Genomic DNA, 16,178 nt, shown 5'->3' on the forward strand with positions numbered 1-16,178 from the left:
AATCAATATACATGTTGCTGGTGTCGACTGGTGTGTCGGTTAGACTTAAGCAAGCACGGATGCTATTTGGCAGATTGTTTTAATGGATGCTTAAATGTCAAAATGCTTGGGGACGTGTACATCGACACGCAGTTTGGGCAGATCTTGTAAATGCTGCATCAAAAGCGGTAATGTCTCTGTAGCCCAATCTGGCGGTACGGCGTTTGCTAAATGCGCGGTAGCAGGTGAGTGCTGCCGCGTAGTATCATAAATTAGGGGACGGGCCAGAAGAGCGGCCCTACGCATTCCGTGATAGCGTATCAATGGTATCAGCTGCTCACGTAGCTGTATCAACGCGGCAGTCAGCCAGCGCATACGAGCCGAATGGTAGGGATGGTCTGATATCACAAGGTTGGCAATGTGGCTTGGCTGATTGCCATTACTACTGGCTGCAAGTCCCGCTTGCTCGCGCATGCGCTTATGCAAAAGACAGCTGCCCACGTGCAAGCTACCGTCGCGGCAGGCACGATGATAGTGCTGGTAGTTGTCAGGAAACAGCGTTTTGGCGCGCGCGAGAATAGGGTCTAACAAAATGCCAGCAGTATTGACAGGCAGGATAAGCAGCTGCGCGCTACTATTTAAGATAGGGGCGTGAGTGAGTTGGATGCTTGCCATGATCAGCCCCTTAAAAAAATCCTTATTGCTCAGTGGTTTTGCTGGCGTTATCCGCTTCTAGCTGGGCGATTTGCTGTTCGAGTAGAGCGATTTGCTCTGCTTTCATATCTGCAAGTTTTTTATTCATTGCTAATTGCTCAGCGGCGAGTTTTTCTTGCTCGGCGAGACGTTGGCGCTCATCTTCTAACCGATCAATCTCTTCTTTTGCTAAGCTATTATTCTGTGGTAGCGGTGCTTGTAGGATGGCTTTTGGATCTGGTATTTGGCTGCTGGCCATCGCAGTGCTATTGTTTTCGGTATTTATCGTATCATTATCACGGCTGGTGCCATCATCAGCCGTGTCATCTATACTACCTTCTACATCACTCTTTTCTATATCGCTCTTTATATCATCTGATGAGACATCGGGAGACGCTACCGTATTTGTTGTTTTAGTCTGTTCAGCTAAGGCCGACGAGGATTGGTCGATAGGCTCGCTTACTTTAGGCTGAGACTGCGTCCAAATAAAGTAACCAAAAGCTGCAACAAGCAAAACCAATATCACAGCGACTGCGGCTTTTGAGTGCGATTTAGAGGGCTTGTTGTTTAGATGCTTATTTAATAAAGGGTGCGGTTTTTTGTTTTTCATACTTTGGTCGATTTATGTCAAAGATATCAGAGGCCATACTATAGCAAACTCAAAATAAAAAGCCTATCTATTAAAAGATAGGCTTAAAACACCGTTAAAGAATAAAACACATCGCTATCATCAAATAGCGATATGTGCCGTTTAGGGCTTAAACTTCACTGTCCCGCTGGTGCCTGTCGCCATGGCATCGCGAGCGAGCTGGTCTTCGGCATGGGTCTTGGCACTGATGGCATCAGGGTCTGGACGGCGCTCTGTGTGCCCGCACTGGGTACACTCGATATATTCATCAGCTACGGGCGTGACGATATTTACCTGCACCACCGCATCCATCGCCTGACATTTAGGGCAACGAACGCCTGCTAAAAATCGGCGCTTGGGGGTTGATGATTGATAACGCATTTAGATGCCCTCGCGCGTGCTGTGAGTAGTATCGGTGTTTTGCATGCCTTGAGTCGCGACAAAACCGCTATGGCGCAATAACGCATCAATACTGGCACTACGGCCACGGAAGTTTTCAAAGTTGGTCTTGGCAGGGAAACTACCACCGACCGACAAAATCGTCTCACGAAACGCCTTACCGGTGATTGGGTTAAAGATACCGTCTTCTTCAAACTTACTAAAGGCATCGGCAGAGAGTAGCTCTGCCCATTTGTACGAATAGTAGCCAGCCGCATAGCCGCCTGCAAAGATATGACTAAAGCCATTGGCAAAACGGTTGTAGTCGGGGGTATGCATGAGAGCGACGTCACGACGTACCGCATCTAGTGTCGCCAAAATACCCTCATAATCAAGTGCTGGCGTGTGTGCATGAATCAGCAAATCAAACAAGGCAAACTCGATTTGACGTAAGGTCTGCATGCCGCTTTGAAAGTTTTTTACCGCCAGTAGAGCATCAAGCTTATCGGTTGGTAGTGGCTCGTCAGTATCGACGTGACTACTAATCAGCGCGATGCCCTCGCTGTCCCATGCCCAGTTTTCCATAAACTGACTGGGCAACTCGACGGCGTCCCATTCAACCCCATTGACCCCAGCCACATCGCCGACCGTCACTTGGGTCAATAAATGATGGAGACCGTGACCAAACTCATGAAATAAGGTCAATACCTCATCATGGGTCAATAGGCTTGGCTTGCCATCTAAGGCAGGGGTGAAGTTGCCAACCATAAAGCAAACTGGTAGCTGCTGATGCTCTGCGGCCTCATGACGATAGCGCGACTGAAAGCCACTCATCCATGCGCCGCCGCGCTTGCCACTACGAGCAAACAAGTCGAAGTAAAACCCTCCAAGCAATGTATCATCGGCATCAAACAACTGATAAAAACGCACGTCATCGTGCCAGCGCGACACCGACTCGCTGTGCTCTTGTACCTTGATACCGTATAAGCGCTCAACGATTGCAAACAAGCCGCTGATGACCTTTGGTAAGGGGAAATATGGACGGATCTCTTCTTGCGACAAGCTAAACTTGCTTTGTTTGACTTTTTCGGCGATATAAGCGCTGTCCCATGGCTGTAGCTCAGTAATGCCGTAGTCTTGGGCGCATGTCTGTAGCTGCGCTAAGTCCTGCTGCGCCGCTGGCGTGGCCTGCGTGGCCAAGTTGCGCAAAAAGTCTTCGACCTCCGTCACACTGTCCGCCATCTTGGTCGATAAAGAAACCTCTGCATAATTATCAAAACCCAACAGCTTGGCTTTTTGTTCACGCAGCTGCAAAATCTGACTCATGATATCCGCGTTATTTAGCGACTCGCCTTTGGCATTGGTATGCGTGTCAAACTCTGAGGCACGGGTCACATACGCGCGGTATAGCGTCTCGCGCAAATCGCGGTCGTCGGCATGGGTCATGATGGCCAAATATACCGGGATGTTTAAGCTGGCCACATAATAAGGCGTCGGTAGTGCATCGACATCGGCCTGCAAGAGCGTACCACGAGCCAGCTCACGCGCTTTATATTGCTCACCTGCATCTGCTAGCAGTGCTAAGCCACTCTCGGTTAACCCTGCCAACTGCGTTTGGCTAAGCGGCAGAGCATAGGCTTGAGTGGCGTCCAAAATATGGTCTGAAAACGTCGCAGATAAAGTTGAGAGCTTGCTTTGAATATCAGCAAAAGCCGCTTGCTCCTCTTTTGGCAATGCCACGCCTGATAGCTCAAAGCTACGCAGTGCCAGCTCAATCGCCCGTGCGAGCGCAGGCTCAAGCGCTGCAAAAAACGCTGTGTCATTTTTGATGGCTTGATAACGGCCAAAGAGCGGTTGGTGTTGGCCGACGCGTGTGCCATAAGCGGAAAGCTTGGGGAGCAGCTCGTGATGTACCTGACGGATATCATCATTACTCATCACGCTATTTAGATGCGACAAAATCCCCCAACTGCGGTCCAACGCCAGATTGATATGGTCAAAGCTCATCACATCTGCCAGTGCTTGCTCAGCACTGATTTGGCGGTCAGCTGGCAGGGAGTCTAAATCTGGCATCGTATCTAAAAAAGCATTGGCCGCATCAATGGCGCTGCGGACTTGGTCTTGTAGAGTGGCGGGTGAGACGTTGTCAAAATCGACAAGGTGTAATGCTGGAGAAATGGCTGTCATAGTGGCGTCCGGTATCTGATATGAATAATTGACAATCATGCGTTTGGCATGAGGTGGTGTAGGCGGCCTTATTGTTTTATTTATAAGCTGTATAAAAGATGGGTTCGTTTGCCAAAAATACAACCTACGCGCCAGTCATACCGCAAACAGTGCAAAATCGCAAACGGTGTAAGCAGGGCGGCTTTTTTTGAGTCAGGTGGTTTTATATACAATGATTTATACAATAAAGAGTGTTTCGCTTACAAAGCGCTATCATTTGCTTGCAAATTCACCCTATAGAGCGTGAGGTTTAGCTGTTAGCATCAAGGTAATGGACTATCAGCATAGGCATGACAAGCAGTACAACATAAAAACAAACAGCTCTGTCTTTTAAGCGGATGTTTTTTCTAAGCAGTTTTTTTAATAGAAAACATCGTTTAATAAATACTAAGTGTAAAAATATTAGGTTTAATGAATACTAAAAAGCCGTGAAATCATAATAAAACAAGGAGCAATATATGAAAGCAACTCTAAAGAGCTTACGTGAAACCAAAGCCAACCCTGCGGTCAGTATCTTTGTAAAAACGCATCGTGAGCACCCTGCCAACGATCAAGACCCTATTGCCCTAAAAAACCAATTAAAAGTCGTCGAAGAGCGTTTAAATAGCGAGCATGATAAGCGTACGGCTACTGCTATTTTGGACAATATCTACGCAAAAACCAAAGAGCTCAATCACAACTATAACCTTGACACCTTAGCGATATTTGCCAGCACCGATGATGTAAAAGTCATCCGTATGCCGATCGATACCCAAGAGCGCGTCGTTATCTCAGATCGTTTTGCCACCCGTGATCTAGTACGTGATATGGCAAGTGCCGTCCACTACTACACCGTGGTGCTAACCCGCGAACATGCGCGTCTCATCGAAGCCTCGAACGATCGTGTCATCAGAGAGTTTGATAAAGATGACGATGCTCAAAACAACATGGAAAATATCCCATTTCCTGTAGAAAATAATGGCCCCTATACCACAGGCGATGGTGGCTCAGATCGCTCATCAAACAACGAAAGCAGCTATCTTAAAGAGTTCTTTAATCAAGTCGATAAAAGCGTGCAAGAGCTGTGGGGCGATAATAAAATGCCGCTGGTCATCGTGGGTGATGCCAAAAACATCGGCTACTATAAAGAAGTCTGTGATCGTCCTGACAACATCATTGCTACCGTCACCAATGCGACCAACCTAGAAGATGGCAGCGCCCAGCATATCATCGATAGCGTACAAGAAGCGGTCGAGGGCTATCGCTCGTCGCTACATCAAGAAGCCCTCGGTGAGATAGATAAAGCACGTGGCGCCAGTATGCTCCAGACTGACTTGCAAGAAGTCTATCGCAGTGCCTATCAAGGCGTGGGCGAGACCCTCTATGTCCGCCGCGGTTATATCCAACCTGCACAGATAGATGAACAAGCGCAGACCCTGAGCCTCGCAGACGACCCAGCTGCTGATGGCGTGACGGATGATGCCATCGGTGAGATCATTGAGCATGTCATCCATAATGGTGGTAAAGCGGTGTTTATGCCACAAGATATCATGGGTGCAGACCAACCGATTGCTCTGGTGACTCGCTACTAAACCGGGGCTGCCAGATACTGGCGTTATACGATGACGCATTAGCCATCGGCGGCAGTTAGGTATAACATAAGAGCATTGGTTCACAACGAATCAATGCTCTTTTTACGTCGGTTTTGGCTCACCGCAGACCATGCCGCCCTTATCCTACATACTGAGTTTATGACCAAACCTATGACTACCACGACTTCTTTTGTTTTAACCAGCTATAACATTCATAAAGGCATGTCGCCGATGAATCGCCAAGTCAAAATACAAGGCATCGCGCAAGCGCTCGATATCATAGGTTCTGATGTGCTGTGTTTGCAAGAAGTGCAGGGTCAAAACCTAAAGCGCAATATGCAATACAATGAGTACCCTGACCAGTCTCAGCACGAGTGGTTTGGCGAGTACCTAAAACTACAAAACAGCTACGGCAAAAACTCAGAGTACGAAAATGGCCATCATGGCAACGCGGTGCTCAGCCGCTTCCCCTTAGACCCAAAGCATAACGTCAATATCACCGTCAATAAGCTAGAGCAGCGCGGCGTTCTCCACTGTGAAGTACAACCCGTCGGCTGGGAGCGGCCAGTGGTGGTATTGTGCGCACACCTAAACTTGTTTGAGCGCGACCGTATCAAACAGTACGAGGCCATCGCCAACTATGTACGTAACGAAATCGATGACGACCAACCTCTGGTTTTGGCCGGGGACTTTAATGACTGGAAGAAAATGTCTTGTGATAAGCTGGCGGCCAGCCTCGGCATGACAGAAGCCTTTAAGCACTGTCATGGCAAGCTCTTGCCCACCTTTCCAGCCAAGCTACCAGTCCTCAGCTTAGATCGCATCTATGTGCGCAATCTGACGGTCAAAGACGCATGGGTGCACACGGGCAAGCCTTGGTCGACCCTATCTGATCATCTGCCGCTCAGTGCTGAGCTGACCTTATAGCGGGTGCAGCTTATGAGAATTACGACACCGACCCTGATGTATGAGTACGTGTATAAACGTATGTATAAAAAGCCAAAAATACTTTAATCAATAGACGAATAAGGATATATACCATGTCTAATTTAACAACCGAAAAACCACTGCCAACCACGCAGCACGCTGTCCTCATCAAAGAGTTTGGTGCACCTGAGGTGATGCAGTATCAAGACGGGGTGGCGATGCCATCGTTGGCAGACGAGCAAGTTTTGATCGAAGTGGCGTATGCAGGGATAAACCCCGTCGATTATAAGACGCGTCAAGGCAAAGGCTGGGGTGCAGAGGCTATTCAAAACAATAAGTTTGATAAAAACGAGCCAGCAATTTTGGGTTTCGATGTCGCAGGTACGGTGGTAGATAGCCGTAGTGATAAATTTGCCATCGGTGACCAGGTGGCGGCTTTGAGCTTTGAGGGCAGCTGCTACGCTGAATATGTGGCAGTAGATGCCAAACTGCTGGCCAAAGTGCCCAACCCTGTCACACTAAAGCAAGCAGGCGCACTGCCTTGTATTGGCCAAACCGCGCTACAGTTTGTTGAGTTTGCTGATATCAAAAAAGGCCAGCACGTCGTCATCAATGCACCCGCAGGCGGGGTGGGGCACCTAGCGATACAGCTATTGATGGATAAAGTAGACAACGACGATATCAAGGTCACGGTCATTTGCTCACCTGAGAAGTATGACAGGCTTGCAGACTTAATCGATAAAGACAAGCTGGCAGGCTGGATTGACTATACCAAAGACGCGGCGTTTCCTGATCTGCAAGCTGATGTGCTACTGGATCTGGTCGGTGATGAGGCAGGCGTACGAGCGCTGAGCGTGCTCAAGCCTGCGGCTCGGGTTTTTGTGTTGCCGACTATCTGGGTTGATAAACTCAAAGCAGCAGGTGAGCAAAAGCAGCTAACGGTCACAGGCTACAAAGCGCAGCGCAGCGGTGATGATATGGCGCGCGTTTTACAGCTCATCGCTGATGGAAAGTTACGCTTAAAGATTCAAAGCGTCTACCCACTCTCGGAAGTGGTGGCGGCGCATCATGAGCTACAAAAAGGCGATGCCTTTGGCAAGATAGTTTTACAAGTAAAATAAAAAACCGATTAGCCATACCCATGCAGTTATATTCGTTAAATTGACTGTATGTGCCGAAAGGTTAGGCTAATGCGCCCATCGGCGACGGTTTTTGTCTTAGTGATGCTGTGCTTCCAAAAGCGCTGCGTCTCGCCATGCATGACGATTAGCTGACCGGACTCAAGATAAAGCGCGACTTTGTCTTGAGTTTTTTTGTGCTTAAAAACAAATTTGCGTGTGGCACCCAGTGATAAAGAAGCAATCACAGGCCGCGCGCCCAGCTCTTTTTCATCATCGGCGTGGTAGCCCATACCATCATGACCTGTCGGATAATAATTGAGCAGACAAGAATTGAAACTGACATCAATACCGATGCTTGATAGTTGCTGTTCGATATGAAGTTTCACGTGAAACACGGTATCTGACCATGGCAGGCTGTGACGGGTATGCCCTGAGTACTGATAGCTCAGATCTTTTTCACCCATCCATACCACTTGGCGAGTGGTGATGTGCGTCTTGCCAAATAAGGTCACGCTATCAGGCTGCCATGGTAGCTCGGCCAATAATGCATCGTAGAGCTGGCAATCATCCTCGATGATACGGCCGAAGTCATTTACCCTACCATCATAAGGCAGTAAGTTATCGGTTGGGGCAGGGGCAAAAAGGTCGCTCATGGCTTATATTGCTTAGTTTAGTGACTATTTTCATAATGCTCATTGATAATTTGCGCGCACAGTTTGGGCGCTTCCATTGGCAAAAGATGGCCGTAATCTGGCAAAGAGATGATACTGTCGGCAGGGACAAATTTTTGCCACTGCTTACGGACTTTATTGCTGATAAATAAGGTTGGCTTACCCGTGATCAGTGTATAAGGGCAGCGGAGTTTTTTTAGAGCGGTGTCGATATGCGGCGCACCAAAATAGTTGGCAAGCTCTTGCTCTGGGGCAAACATCAGCGTGTGGCTACCATCAGCATTGACGCTCAAGCTTTGCTCAGCAAACACGTATAAATGCGCATCGCTAATGCGTTTGTAGGCTCGGTTGGCGCGTAGGGCTTGATAGTACGCATCAACGCTCGCCCAAATAGCGGGTTTGGTCAGCGTGCTTTTAAATGGCTCTCGACTGAGCAAAAACCGCCGCGGCAATAAGTTATATAGCCGCGCTTGGTTTTTGGTAAAGGTGACCGGCTCTATCAGATACAGCTGGGAGAATAAATCTGGGCGTTTGGCGGCGGCCATGGCGGTGGCAGTGGCACCTTGCGAATGACCGATACCAACCACAGGCCGATCTTGGGTGCGCTCCAAAAATTCAATCAATAGCTCAGCGTCTTGCTCACGAGTGAGGCGGCGTTTTTGCGGCTTATCGTACCAGTAGCCGCGTAGGGCAAGCGCACTGATATCAAACGCTGCTGCCAGCTCATGCAGCAGCGGCGTATAAGTACCGACCGTAAAGCTGTTGCCCCCATAAAAGTGCGCAGGCGCACGTTTGTTGTGCTCTGCTGCTACTGATGGGTTGAGACTGCCAAGGTCGTAGTAGCGTGCTTGTTTGCCGCTTAAGTTGATACGATGGGTAAAGGCTTCCATAAACTGCCCACTTCCTTATGTTTTATTTTTATGATGATGGCGGTCTAGGGGGTGTCTTCGCCCAAAAACCCGCCGCTTTGACGCTGCCACAAGCGCGCATAGACGCCGCCTTGTGCCAACAGCTCGTCATGGCTACCTTGCTCGATGATTCGGCCTTTTTCCATCACCACCAGCCTATCGAGCGCGGCGATGGTAGAGAGGCGATGGGCAATGGCAATCACAGTTTTGCCGGTCATGATATCGTTGAGGCTCTCGGTAATGGCAAACTCAATCTCAGAGTCAAGCGCGCTGGTGGCCTCATCCAATAACAAGATCGGCGCGTTTTTTAGCATAACACGAGAAATGGCGATGCGCTGACGTTGACCGCCAGAGAGTTTGACGCCACGTTCACCCACTTGAGTATCAAGACCTGTATTGCCTTTATCGTCATATAAGTCTTTGATAAAGTCCCATGCTTGGGCTTGTTTGGCGGCATGGATAATCTCTTCATCAGAGGCGTCGGGACGGCCATAAGCGATGTTTTCACGTACGGTACGATGCAGCAGTGAAGTGTCTTGGGTCACCATACCGATCTGCTGACGCAGAGAGTCTTGTGTGACGTCATCGATCGCTTGACCATCGATATATATCTTGCCGCGATCGACATCAAAAAAGCGCAGCAGCAAGTTGACCAACGTGGATTTGCCCGCTCCTGAGCGCCCGACCAAGCCGATTTTTTCTCCTGGTTTGATATCCAAATAAAAGTCATCAAGCAGCTTGACCGAGTTGTCTTGCGCCATGTCAGTGGTCGCTACCGACGGTTTAAACGTTTTATCGGTGGCGTGATGGGTATCGTGGTCTTCATTCTCATAGCTAAAGTCGACATGATCAAAGACGATATGTCCCTCGGTGACGCTTAGTGCAGCTGCGTTTGGCTTATCGACGATCGTCTGCGGCGCGGATAGCGTGCGCATGCCGTCTTGTACCGTGCCGATACTCTCAAAGAGGCTGGCAGTCTGCCACATGATCCAGCGCGTCAGGCCATTGAGCCGTAGCGCCATCGCCGTCGCCGCGGCAATCGCCCCGACCCCGACCGCGCTTTGTTGCCATAGATACAGGCCAATCCCTGCGGTACTACTGACCAAAATCACACTGATAAGATGGGTGAAGACCTCTAAATAGCTGACCCAGCGCATCTGCGCATGTACCGTTCCTAAAAACTGCCCCATGGCGTTTTTGGCATAACCAAGCTCTCGGCGTGAGTGGCTAAACAGCTTGACGGTCATGATATTGGCATAGGCATCGGTGATACGACCCGTCATCAACGCGCGCGCGTCTGCTTGTACGATGGCGGTTTGTTTGAGCTTTGGAATAAAATACCATATCGCCAGCGCCACCAGCCCAAACCACAGGATAAAGGGAATCAATAGTAAGCTGTCTAAATTAAATAAAATAATGCCACTGGTCACAAAATATACGGTGACATACATAAACATATCTGTGACGGTCATCACCGTATCACGCACCGCAAGCGCGGTCTGCATGACCTTGGCCGAGACGCGTCCAGAAAACTCGTCTTGATAAAACTGCATGGACTGCCCAAGCATACGCTGATGAAAACGCCAGCGCATCTGCATGGGAAACACGCCTTGCAAGGTCTGAAAATGAATAAACGAGGATAAAGCAATCCAAAACGGGCTGACAATCATCACCGCCAGCATCAGCAGCAGCATATCGCCTTTTTCTAGCCATAAGTTCTGCGGCGTATAGACGCCAAGCCAGTCGACGATATCGCCAATCCACGCAAACAGCATCGCTTCATAGATACCGATGCCTGCTGATAACACCATAAACAGCAGCAGCCAGCCGCGCAGTCCCTTTGTACAAGCCCACAAAAACTGTAGCATACCGTCACGAGGCGAGGGCAGCGGCATGGGGGTGGTGGGGAAGGCCGGTAAGCGGTTTTCAAAAAAGCGAAATAGAGCATTCATAGGCAGTGATAAAACATCAATAGCAGTACGCCAAAACAAACGATGACGGTCGTTATTTTGAATCTTTACTTTGTGATTGGGAGTGCTGGCTATTTTAGCAAAATTCCCTGTCAGACCTGCAGGCTAATTGTAATTGCGTGCATATAGATGCCATGAATATCAGCACAATAAAACACCAAAAAGCCATTGTTGTATTGGAAATATTTTGTTACGTTTTATGGTTTTTGTATTGTTTGCTATGGCTTTGCATATTGCTGACGCGCGATGTTGCTCTGACATGAATAAAGGATAGAGGTAGGGATTATGATGTATTTGGTGGTAGCAGTACTGTGCAGTGTGGCCGTCTCGGTACTGCTCAAAATCCTGCGGCAAAAAAATATCGATATTCGCCAGACCATCGTCGCAGGTTATCCTGTGGCTTTTTTACTGACATGGTTTTTATTAACGCCAGATGTCAGCGGTATAAGCACGCTTGGCAACGCTTGGGGCATCATTCTGGCGCTTGGGATACTGCTGCCGACGGTTTTTATTATCTTGGGCCGTGCGATTGTATCGGTCGGCATGGTCGCAACCGATGCCGCCCAGCGTTTGTCGTTGATTATTCCCATTATCGCTGCTTTTTTATTATTTGGTGAGGTGCTGACGGGTACGCGAGTGCTTGGTCTGGTCTTAGGGTTTTTGGCGTTGGGGGCTTTGGTTTACCGGCCCAAACATACCGGCAGCGGCGAGCACGCTAGTATAAGCCCGCCCGCCGCGCGTACCCCGCTATGGCTATTTGGCGTATGGGCAGGCTATGGCATCGTCGATATCTTGTTTAAACAAGTCGCCAAACAAGGCACGGCCTTTCCACTGACGCTGTTTGTCAGCTTTGGCGTCGCAGGATTGTTATTGCTGATTTATTTGCTTGTGACACGCGTGCGTTGGCAGGGTAGTGCCTTGGCAGCAGGGCTATTACTGGGCACTCTAAACATGGGCAATATCTATGCGTATGTGCGCGCCCACCAAGTATTGTCCGACTCTCCTAGTATTGTCTTTACTGGGATGAACGTCGGGGTCATCGCCGTCGCAACGCTCATCGGTGTGGCTGTGTTTAAAGAGCGGCTCGGTCGTATCAATGTGCTAGGCTTGCTGCTGGCGATTGGCTGTGTGGCGGTACTGTTTTTGGCATAAGGTTTTGGCATAAGAGTTTGATGTAAGGCTTTGGTGTACATGATTTGGCATAAAACTCTTATATTTATAGTCGATGCACTTTAAAAGAGCATGGCGCTACTGGGATGCTGTTTTCAAACGTAAGTTGCGCAGCCTCTGAGAACGCCGCACGCCAGTAAAATTTATACCAGTAGCGCGTTTAAGTTTATATAACCGTTTTATTTTCAACTGGCTATTTTTAACTGATATATCATAAAAATTGGCGGCGCTGTCACGCATCCTATATAGGCAGATAAAGCATCCTATGGTAAGGTTATCTACAAATAGCAAGGCTCATATAGATTGAGTCGACTGGTGATGTTTGGTTTCAATCAATAAAAATAGGATACCTTTTCAATGGAATACCAAAAACAACGACAGCGTATAAAGGATGGTTCAGGGTTTATCGCCGCGCTTGATCAAAGCGGCGGCAGCACACCAAAAGCCCTAGAAAACTACGGCATCAGCAGCGATGCCTATGACAATGATGACGCGATGTTTGGTCTGGTGCACGAGATGCGCGCACGCATCATGACCTGCGACTGCTTTGATAACGAGCGCGTGCTGGGGGCGATTTTATTTGAAGACACCATGGAGCGTGCGGTCAATGGCAAGCCAACGGCAAACTATCTGTGGGAAGATAAAAACATCGTGCCGTTTTTGAAGGTGGATAAGGGTTTGGCCGAGCAAATGAGCGGCGTACAAGTCATGCGCCCGATGCCAGAGCTAGACGCGCTACTGGATAAAGCCAAAAACTATCCGGTATTTGGCACCAAAATGCGCTCAGTCATTTATGAGCCAAGTGTCGATGGGATTGAGCTGGTGGTACAGCAGCAGTTTGATGTGGCTAAGCAAATCCTCTCCAAAGGCTTTATGCCTATCGTAGAGCCTGAGGTTAATATCGATAGCGCCCAAAAGCATGAGTGTGAAGTGATACTCAAAGCGGATATTTTGCGTAACCTTGAGCGTCTAAATGACGACCATCAAGTGATGCTCAAACTAACCTTGCCCACCGACGGCGGATTCTATCAAGAGCTGATCGATCATCCAAAAGTGCTCAAAGTCGTGGCATTGTCTGGCGGTTATAGTCGTCGTGAGGCCTGCGAAAAGCTTAAGCAAAATCCTGGTATGATTGCCAGCTTCTCACGCGCGTTTACCGAAGGGTTGAGCAAACAACAAAGCGATAAAGAGTTTGCTGATACCATGAATGCCTCGATTGCAGAGATCTATCAGGCCTCAAATGTGTAAACAGCTCTTTGGCCAAGAAATACTTATCATAAAAAAGCTCGCTTCTTATGCATGTAGAAGCGAGCTTTTTGCTATATAAAGTAATTAAATATACAGCTGTCAAATTAGAGAAGTTATACCTCTTTATACAGCTGTCGACCCTCGCTATGATATTTTTCAGTCATCTCTTGCATGCCTTGTTCAATATCAGCTGCACTCATCGCTTCTGTGCCTAAGCTTTCTGCCGCATCCAAACCCTTGGCGTACTCACGGACGTTTTGGGTGATTTTCATCGAGCAAAACTTAGGCCCACACATCGAGCAAAAGTGTGCCGATTTATGCGCGTCTTTTGGCAGCGTTTCATCGTGGTATTCGCGGGCGGTATCAGGATCGAGTGCCAGATTAAACTGATCATCCCAGCGGAACTCAAAGCGCGCTTTGGACAAGGCATTATCGCGAGCTTGCGCGCCTGGGTGGCCCTTGGCGAGATCAGCAGCATGCGCGGCGATTTTATACGTGATAATACCGTCTTTCACATCCTTTTTATTCGGCAGTCCTAAATGCTCTTTTGGTGTCACATAACAGAGCATGGCGGTGCCAAACCAGCCAATCATCGCCGCACCGATAGCACTGGTGATATGGTCATAACCGGGTGCGATATCGGTGGTCAGCGGCCCTAAAGTATAAAACGGCGCATCGCTGCAAGTCTCTAGCTGCAAGTCCATATTTTCTTTGATGCGGTTCATCGCCACATGTCCGGGGCCTTCGATCATCACCTGTACATCGTGCTGCCATGCGATTTTTGTCAGCTCACCAAGCGTGCGCAGCTCACCGAACTGCGCTTCGTCATTAGCATCTTGCAAGCAGCCAGGACGCAGACCATCGCCTAGACTAAAAGCCACATCGTACTGCTTCATGATCTCACAAATCTCTTCAAAATGCGTGTATAAAAAACTCTCTGTATGATGGGCAAGGCACCACTGCGCCATGATCGAGCCGCCACGCGAGACGATACCTGTCAAGCGATTGGCCGTCAGTGGCACATAGCGCAGCAGCACGCCTGCATGAATGGTAAAGTAATCAACGCCTTGTTCAGCTTGCTCGATAAGTGTATCGCGAAATATCTCCCACGTTAGGTCTTCGGCGATGCCGTCGACTTTTTCTAATGCTTGATAAATCGGTACCGTACCGATGGGCACAGGCGAGTTACGAATCAGCCATTCACGGGTCTCGTGGATATGATTGCCTGTCGACAAATCCATGATGGTATCTGCGCCCCAGCGCGTCGCCCATGTCATCTTCGAGACTTCTTCATCGATAGAGGAGCCGAGCGCTGAGTTACCGATATTGGCGTTAATCTTTACCAAAAAATTACGCCCGATAATCATCGGCTCAGACTCAGGGTGATTGATATTATTCGGGATGATGGCGCGACCGGCCGCGACCTCGCTACGTACAAACTCAGGGGTGATGATTTTTGGGGTGTTGGCACCAAAGCTTTCGCCGTCATGCTGACGCATATCGGTCAGCTCATGCTGCTTTTGCGTCTCACGAATGGCGATATATTCCATCTCAGGGGTGATGATACCGCGGCGCGCATAGTGCATCTGGGTGACATTGCCTGCTTTACCATTGACTTTTTTGGCGCGGCGCGGCTTATCGATATGGGCAAACCGTAGATTGGCTGTGGTGATATCACGCGCACGCGCTTGCCCGTATGAGCTGGACAAACCGCTTAGCTGCTCTGTATCACCGCGCTCGGCTATCCAGCCCTCGCGCAGTTTGGGCAAGCCGCGGGTTAGGTCAATTTGGGCATCAGGGTCGGTATAGACGCCTGAGGTGTCATAAACATAAAAAGGCGGGTTTTGCTCCCAGTCGGACTCATCAACGCCCTGAATAGGCGTGGGATCCAGCGTAATCTTGCGCATCGGCACTTGAATATCAGGTCTAGAGCCTTCGATATAGACTTTTTGCGAGGCGGGGAGAATGCGGTGTAGGTCGCGCGCGTCTTCTTCAAAGCGCGTGTCTTTGGCGCTACGGTGCGCAGGGGTTTTTAGCGCGTCAGCTTTTTTGTCAGAGGCGTTTTTCTGGGTCTTTGGAGGTAGGGTTGAGGTTGTCATATGCTGTCCTAGCGTGTTGGTTTTTGAATAAAAGCAACACCGCCAGAAGCTGCGGGGGTAGCACTTATCATCTAGACAATTTTTTCTGCGTCGTCGTTACTGGCTGTCAAATCTATCATCGCGAAAACCTGCCTTCGCGGAGGATGTCATCAACCTGTAAGCGACGCTTGGTATCCCTCATCATTATTGAGCACTACTTAACCCTATAAAGCTTAGCACCACCAAGCGGGTATTTAGGCTAACAGTCATGAGGATAACAAGGCATTTCTGCCCGTCTTTGCCATACATAATAAAGTGCTGAAGACTTCCCTGCGTCGGTACTAACCGCATCAGGTTCGGCGGGTGATCTCTCAGCGAATGTACAAAGGCAGTCAGCCATTCGTACACCGCACCCCGAGTCTGTCAGTGTTGTAAATCAGTCTCATACTAACAAACTTCTGCCATGAGGGCTACTGGTGTTTGACCATCGGTATGTCAGTCAACGTGTGCAAAATACCGTGAGTTATGACACGCAGGCTAATGAGTGTTAGCCTCAAGCGCCGACTGATTTGACCCTATTTGTCACGCACATAAAAGAGTTGGGCGGTTG

Annotated in this window: 13 protein-coding genes and 1 riboswitch; of the genes, 5 read left to right on the top strand and 8 right to left on the bottom strand. The window is 49.0% G+C overall.

The annotated features are described in order from the left end of the window. Window positions 1-90: 90 nt before the first annotated feature. From BTV99_RS05520 to BTV99_RS05535, 4 genes are all read right to left on the bottom strand, one after another. Window positions 91-654: a hypothetical protein gene (locus BTV99_RS05520; protein ID WP_075101375.1), complete on the bottom strand. Its 564-nt coding sequence runs from the start codon at window positions 652-654 to the stop codon at window positions 91-93. A 22-nt stretch (window positions 655-676) separates the two neighbouring features. Further along, complete coding sequence (locus tag BTV99_RS13425) at window positions 677-1,282, bottom strand: hypothetical protein (protein ID WP_075101376.1); 606 nt, start codon at window positions 1,280-1,282, stop codon at window positions 677-679. A gap of 141 nt (window positions 1,283-1,423) precedes the next feature. Continuing rightward, complete coding sequence (locus tag BTV99_RS05530) at window positions 1,424-1,681, bottom strand: YheV family putative metal-binding protein (protein WP_075101377.1); 258 nt, start codon at window positions 1,679-1,681, stop codon at window positions 1,424-1,426. Further along, window positions 1,682-3,865, bottom strand: a complete 2,184-nt coding sequence (locus BTV99_RS05535) for a M3 family metallopeptidase (RefSeq protein ID WP_075101429.1) — start codon at window positions 3,863-3,865, stop codon at window positions 1,682-1,684. It abuts the gene before it with no gap. 497 nt (window positions 3,866-4,362) lie between these two features. Here BTV99_RS05535 and BTV99_RS05540 point away from each other — a divergent pair, with 497 nt between their 5' ends. From BTV99_RS05540 to BTV99_RS05550, 3 genes are all read left to right on the top strand, one after another. Beyond that, entirely contained in the window at window positions 4,363-5,475 is a 1,113-nt protein-coding gene (locus tag BTV99_RS05540) for a hypothetical protein (protein WP_075101378.1), read from the top strand. A gap of 171 nt (window positions 5,476-5,646) precedes the next feature. Continuing rightward, entirely contained in the window at window positions 5,647-6,402 is a 756-nt protein-coding gene (locus BTV99_RS05545) for an endonuclease/exonuclease/phosphatase family protein (protein ID WP_075101430.1), read from the top strand. Between the two features lie 113 nt (window positions 6,403-6,515). Next, the gene (locus BTV99_RS05550) at window positions 6,516-7,523 is read left to right on the top strand and encodes an NADP-dependent oxidoreductase (RefSeq protein WP_075101379.1); all 1,008 of its coding nucleotides are present in this window, start codon (window positions 6,516-6,518) and stop codon (window positions 7,521-7,523) included. A 35-nt stretch (window positions 7,524-7,558) separates the two neighbouring features. Here BTV99_RS05550 and BTV99_RS05555 read toward each other — a convergent pair whose 3' ends face one another. From BTV99_RS05555 to BTV99_RS05565, 3 genes are read right to left on the bottom strand one after another with little or no spacing between them, the layout of a single operon-like run. Continuing rightward, entirely contained in the window at window positions 7,559-8,176 is a 618-nt protein-coding gene (locus BTV99_RS05555; protein WP_075101380.1) for an alpha-ketoglutarate-dependent dioxygenase AlkB, read from the bottom strand. Between the two features lie 17 nt (window positions 8,177-8,193). Beyond that, window positions 8,194-9,084 (bottom strand): alpha/beta fold hydrolase, encoded by an 891-nt coding sequence (locus BTV99_RS05560; RefSeq protein WP_075101381.1) that lies wholly within the window; start codon window positions 9,082-9,084, stop codon window positions 8,194-8,196. A 44-nt stretch (window positions 9,085-9,128) separates the two neighbouring features. Continuing rightward, window positions 9,129-11,054, bottom strand: a complete 1,926-nt coding sequence (locus BTV99_RS05565) for an ABC transporter ATP-binding protein (RefSeq protein WP_075101382.1) — start codon at window positions 11,052-11,054, stop codon at window positions 9,129-9,131. 303 nt (window positions 11,055-11,357) lie between these two features. Between BTV99_RS05565 and BTV99_RS05570 the strand changes: the two genes are divergently transcribed. Both BTV99_RS05570 and BTV99_RS05575 read left to right on the top strand, forming a co-directional pair. Next, entirely contained in the window at window positions 11,358-12,224 is an 867-nt protein-coding gene (locus BTV99_RS05570; RefSeq protein WP_075101383.1) for a hypothetical protein, read from the top strand. A 375-nt stretch (window positions 12,225-12,599) separates the two neighbouring features. After that, window positions 12,600-13,490 carry a fructose bisphosphate aldolase gene (locus BTV99_RS05575; protein WP_075101384.1) on the top strand — a complete coding sequence of 297 codons (891 nt, stop codon included), beginning with the start codon at window positions 12,600-12,602 and terminating at the stop codon, window positions 13,488-13,490. A gap of 113 nt (window positions 13,491-13,603) precedes the next feature. Here the strand turns inward: BTV99_RS05575 and thiC are convergent, their stop codons facing one another. Beyond that, window positions 13,604-15,589, bottom strand: a complete 1,986-nt coding sequence (gene thiC, locus BTV99_RS05580; RefSeq protein WP_075101385.1) for a phosphomethylpyrimidine synthase ThiC — start codon at window positions 15,587-15,589, stop codon at window positions 13,604-13,606. Window positions 15,590-15,878: 289 nt separating this feature from the next. After that, window positions 15,879-15,995, bottom strand: a riboswitch (TPP riboswitch). Window positions 15,996-16,178 lie beyond the last annotated feature (183 nt).

The organism is Psychrobacter sp. Rd 27.2, from assembly GCF_001921755.1.
GTDB lineage: Bacteria > Pseudomonadota > Gammaproteobacteria > Pseudomonadales > Moraxellaceae > Psychrobacter > Psychrobacter celer.